Origin of the sequence: Trichlorobacter sp., assembly GCF_030247655.1 — a bacterium.
GTDB lineage: Bacteria > Desulfobacterota > Desulfuromonadia > Geobacterales > Pseudopelobacteraceae > Trichlorobacter.
Genome location: NZ_JAOTRZ010000217.1, coordinates 1 through 4,832, shown reverse-complemented (window position 1 = coordinate 4,832; position 4,832 = coordinate 1). Strand labels below are relative to the sequence as shown.

At 52.8% G+C, this 4,832-nt stretch carries 6 protein-coding genes and 1 pseudogene; 4 read left to right on the top strand and 3 right to left on the bottom strand.

Features of this window, described 5'->3' with window-relative positions:
- Positions 1–193: NAD(+)--dinitrogen-reductase ADP-D-ribosyltransferase (locus tag OEL57_RS14115; protein ID WP_300741289.1), on the top strand; the 193-nt coding region annotated here is incomplete at its 5' end.
- 6 nt (positions 194–199) lie between these two features.
- On the opposite strand, the gene OEL57_RS14110 is transcribed toward OEL57_RS14115, so the two are convergent.
- Complete coding sequence (locus tag OEL57_RS14110; protein ID WP_300741287.1) at positions 200–892, bottom strand: Crp/Fnr family transcriptional regulator; 693 nt, start codon at positions 890–892, stop codon at positions 200–202.
- Between the two features lie 142 nt (positions 893–1,034).
- Between OEL57_RS14110 and OEL57_RS14105 the strand changes: the two genes are divergently transcribed.
- Positions 1,035–1,274: a hypothetical protein gene (locus OEL57_RS14105; protein ID WP_300741285.1), complete on the top strand. Its 240-nt coding sequence runs from the start codon at positions 1,035–1,037 to the stop codon at positions 1,272–1,274.
- Positions 1,275–1,396: 122 nt separating this feature from the next.
- Complete coding sequence (gene msrP / locus OEL57_RS14100; RefSeq protein WP_300741284.1) at positions 1,397–2,365, top strand: protein-methionine-sulfoxide reductase catalytic subunit MsrP; 969 nt, start codon at positions 1,397–1,399, stop codon at positions 2,363–2,365.
- 118 nt (positions 2,366–2,483) lie between these two features.
- On the opposite strand, the pseudogene OEL57_RS17100 reads toward msrP, so the two are convergent.
- A pseudogene (locus OEL57_RS17100) lies at positions 2,484–2,876 on the bottom strand (chemotaxis protein CheR); the annotation flags it as partial.
- A gap of 487 nt (positions 2,877–3,363) precedes the next feature.
- The gene (mqnE, locus tag OEL57_RS14090; RefSeq protein ID WP_300741282.1) at positions 3,364–4,443 is read right to left on the bottom strand and encodes an aminofutalosine synthase MqnE; all 1,080 of its coding nucleotides are present in this window, start codon (positions 4,441–4,443) and stop codon (positions 3,364–3,366) included.
- Between the two features lie 57 nt (positions 4,444–4,500).
- Here mqnE and OEL57_RS14085 point away from each other — a divergent pair.
- A partial coding sequence (locus tag OEL57_RS14085) for a CoA-binding protein (RefSeq protein ID WP_300741281.1) occupies positions 4,501–4,832 on the top strand: 332 nt, incomplete at its 3' end.

Here is a 4,832-nt window from a genome sequence, read left to right as displayed (position 1 = left end):
CAATCTGGTTTCGTTTACGGATGAAGAGGAACGGGCCTGGGAGTTCGGCTCGATTGTCTGGCGGGTACAGGTGCCCAGCTCAAAGGTCTTCTTTTTTGATGAACTGCTCCCCACCAGTCTTTTGAAGGGTGAAGGTGAGTACCTGGTGATAGGTGGAGATTATCTGGTCAAACGGATCATGTGCACGGTTTGATGCAGTCTAGCGATTGGCGACTGTCGTAAGCTCAACAGGCTGTACAAGCAGAATCCGGTGTCTGCAAAATTCAATCAGGCCCTTTCTGTGCAACTCCATAAGCATTGCAGAAACCGTTTCACGGGTTGAGGCAATTAAACCTGCCAGTTCGTTATGGGTTAGCCGCAGGTCGATCAGAACACCCTCTGGTTCGGAGACGCCGAATTCTTCGGAGAGATTAAGCAAGGTCCTTGCAAGGCGGACCTCAACGGAACAATACAGCATATCTACCAGACGGTTCTGGATGCGTTTAAGTCGTAGTCCGCATAGCTTTGTAATACGTGTGGATAGTTTCGGCACAAGCTCCATCAGGTGATCAAAATTATCCCGCTGCATCATACAGAGCAAGGTTTCTTCCATGGCTTCTGCCGTTATCCCAGCATCATCGCTTGAAGGCTCCCAGACAAGTTCTCCCAAAAGAGTTCCTGCACCGAGAATATCTAGAATTAGCTCACGCCCATCAGGTGATGTCTTAATAATCTTTATGCGACCGTATTTGACAAAGTACACCGCATCGCATGCTGTACCGCTATAGGGCAACAGTGCTCGTTTTTTAAGGGACAAAGCGCGTGAACCTCGATCAATTACCGCGTACTCATCCGGAGTCAAGCCGCTGAAAATATCCATTTTTTTCAGGTACCACAGCTTTGAATTGTGCATGTCAGTCACTCCGCAGAAATAGATCAGAGCATCAATTAGGTGAAAACAGATTGAAAAACTGTAAGCATGCTTACAGTCAGGAGAGCATCAGGCGCGTTATGATCTGACCATTACATTAACACGACCACAAGGAGGTCAGAACATGAAAAAATTCGTATTGCTGTTAACGGTTGTATCTGCACTGGCAACATTTTCTGCTGCAGCCATTGCTGCAGAGTCTATGAAGCCGATGGACGCTGCGGCCCCCCAAATGGAAGACAAAAAGATGGAAAAGAAGAAAATGGCAAAGAAAGTAAAAAAAGCCAAAAAGCCTGAAAAAGAGATGAAAACAGATGGCGATATGAAAAAAGAGATGAAGGATCCAGCTCCTGCAATGAAGTGACCTGGACAGCAGTGCCTGGCCTCTCCTTCTGGATGGTCGGCACTGCTTGTTTTCTGTAGTCGGCTCTGTGATAGTATCATCAGGCAGTGTTTGTTGTGATCAGTGCCACAGGGAGGGATGTCATGCAGAGATACCAACTACCACCGTCTGATCTGACACCGGAAGAGCTGTTCCGTACCCGACGTACACTGCTAAAGGCCCTTGGTTTTATAGGGTTGAACGCCTGGCCTCTGCTGAATGCCTGCACTAACTACGCGGCTCAGCAACGTGATCTCAACGGAACTCTGATCAACCTGAAGCAATTGAATGCTTCCCGTAACGCGCGTTACGTCCTTGACCGGCCCTTAACCGACCGGATTGAAGCCGCTTCTTACACCAATTTTTATGAGTTTACCCATAGCAAAGAAGTCTGGCGCCAAGTAGACCGCTTCCTGACCCGGCCTTGGGAATTGAAGATTAGCGGTCTGGTCAAAAAGCCGTTGACCATAACTGTTGATGAACTTCTGAAGCTGATTCCCCAAGAGGAACGGCACTACCGTTTTCGCTGCGTGGAGACTTGGTCAATGACGGTTCCCTGGATCGGATTTCCTCTGTCTGCCCTGATCAAGCGGGTTGAACCGCTATCATCGGCAACGCATATCTCTTTTATTTCGTTTCTTAGGCGGGATCAGGCTCCGGAACAGAAGCAGAGCAGCGTTGAGCTCTGGCCATACCATGAAGGGCTTACGCTTGCAGAAGGGATGAATGACCTCAGTTTCATGGCAACCGGCCTCTACGGTCATGAACTGGCCAAACAGCACGGCGCGCCGATCCGGCTGGTTGCTCCGTGGAAATACGGCTTCAAAAGCATCAAGTCGGTGGTTGAAATAGTCTTTACTGACCGGCAGCCCGCTACCTTCTGGAACGCAATGATTCCGAACGAGTACGGCTTCTGGGCCAACATCAATCCGGCGATTGCCCATCCACGCTGGAGTCAGGCCGAAGAGTCTCTGCTGGGTAGCAATGAACGTCGTAAAACCTTGCTCTACAACGGTTACAGCGATCAGGTAGTCGGCTTATACAACCTGAAAGAGCGACAGTATTTCTATTAGCCATAATGGCTGCCAGTCCTTCTCCAGCCTGCCGTACCTGCAAGCCGACTTTCTCTATCAAAGCGCCAAGAACCGCTTCCGGCACCCGTTTCTTCCAACCACCATGAAAATGATCCGCAATCAGCAGTATCCCCCCGGAAGCCAGGAGACCTGCAAGCTGCTTCACTGCCTGCTGAAGCTGAGCCGGCTGATGGATGATCGGCCCACCCAGCAGACCGTTGCAAAGAATCAGGTCGAATCCATCTCTGGTCGTCTGCCCTTCCAGCAGATCCAACGCAAAGAAGCTGATCCGCTCTCCCCAGCCCTGTTCCAGTAATGGCTGCACCCGCCGTTGATAAATCGTTTCCCGTTCCATCTGATGGGGCAGCGAGCGGTTCTGGGCTACCCAGACCTCCAGCGGTTCCAGGGTCCAGCCTTCAAGATGAACCTGCTCCGACTGCCAGCCATTCTCAGCTAGCAGCTCTGCCAGCTCCCAGGTGCCTTCACCGCTGCCGCAGGCAGCATCAAGCACCCGCAGCTGTTTTCCGGCCTGCACTTTCAGATGCTGTTGCAGCCAGTTCAACTGCTCCGGGTAGCGCCCGAATCCTGCGCCGTTGAAGCGAGAGGGCAGAAAGGAATAAAAGACAAAACGGGTCAGCAGATCAGGGGTATGCAGTAGCTGTTCCAGTAGCACAGCGGGATTGGAGGAGCCTTGCAACCAGGCAGGCAGCGCAACAAAAAAGTCAGCCCAACTGGGGCAGTCATGGAGTGGCGTACTTGAGAAAACCGGTGGATGAGGAATAACCTGCCGATACAGGCGATAGAATAGCTGCCTGATTTCAGTGATCGGCAGGTACAGTTCAGACTGCAGGCGAATCTCCGGGGCAATGACCAGCCCCGGAGCCGGTAGAGGTTGTGGTGAGGTGGCAGCATAGATTGCAAAGCGCTGGCTTATACGTTGCAGGCTAGCCTGAAACCGGGCTGGGTCAGGCTGGCATATTAATGGACAGACAGGCACATCAAAAACTGCGCAGTTGATTATAGAGAGTATCCCGTTCCACCGGGGTCTTACCGGCTATCTTGATCAACCTGATCAACCGCTCCAGAGTCAACGACTGGGGCGAGGCAGCGCCGGCGTCATGGCCGATCTTCTCCTCCACCACGGTGCCGTCCAGATCATCCACCCCAAAGGCCAGCGCCACCTGGGCGATCTTTTCACCCAGCATGATCCAGTAGGCCTTGATATGCTGGAAGTTATCCAGAAACAGACGGGCAATGGCCAGGGTCTTCAGATCGTCAAGACCGGAAGTACCTTTGGTGTCCAGCTTCAGCGGCGAATTTTCCGGTTGCCAGGCCAGGGGGATAAAGACCTGAAAGCCGCCGGTCTGATCCTGCAGTTCCCGCAGCAGCGCCATGTGCCGTACCCGGTCAGCGCAGGACTCTACATGGCCATAAAGCATGGTGGTATTGGTCTTAAGCCCGGCCTGATGGGCCAGGCGGTGAATCTCCAGCCAGCGCTGGCCGCTGATCTTTTCAGGACAGATCTTCTGCCGCACCTCTTCCATCAGGATCTCTGCACCGCCACCCGGCATGGAGCCCAAGCCAGCCTCAATCAGTTGTGCCAACACCTGCTCCACGGTCTGGTTGCTGATTTGGGCAAAGTAATCGATCTCCACTGCGGTAAAGGCCTTGATATGCAAGGATGGCGCGCTTTGGCGGATATCCCGGAGCAGCTCAAGATAGAACTCAAACGACAGGTCCGGGTGCAGGCCACCCACCAGATGCACCTCAGTAGCCCCTTCCTTTTCTGCCTCAACAGCGCGGCCCACCATCTGATCCAGAGCCAGGGTGTAGGCATCAGCAGCATCGGCAGTACGGGAAAAGGCACAGAAGGCGCAGCGGTTAACGCAGACATTGGTGGGATTGATATGACGGTTTACGTTGAAGTAGACGTTTGTGCCGTTTTTGCGCTGGTTTACCCAGGCTGCCAGCTCACCGATGGTCAGCAGATCGTTTGAGGCATACAGGGCCAGTGCATCGGCTTCAGAGAGCCGTTGACCGGCATGGACTTTTTCTTTAATAATGGCTAATGTTGTCATGCCGACAGCATACGGCAACTGGAAAAACGGTGCAATACCAAGATAAGGAGAAATGTGATGACTGACGCGATTGAGACCTTTTTGAAGTCAGAGGCGTTTGGGGTGGTGGGGGCATCGGAAGACCGCAGCAAGTATGGCAACAAGGTGTTGCGCTGCTATCTTCAGAACAAAAAAACAGCTATTCCGGTCAACCCCAAGGTTGCCAGCGTAGAAGGGATTACCACCGTTGCCACGGTCTCAGACCTGCCGGATAACGTCAAGAGTATCTCGGTGATCACCCCTCCGGCAGTGACCGAGAAGGTGGTTGAGGCAGCCATTGCGCGCGGTATTACCAACATCTGGATGCAACCCGGTGCAGAAAGTGACGCAGCCATGGAGCGCTGCAAGGC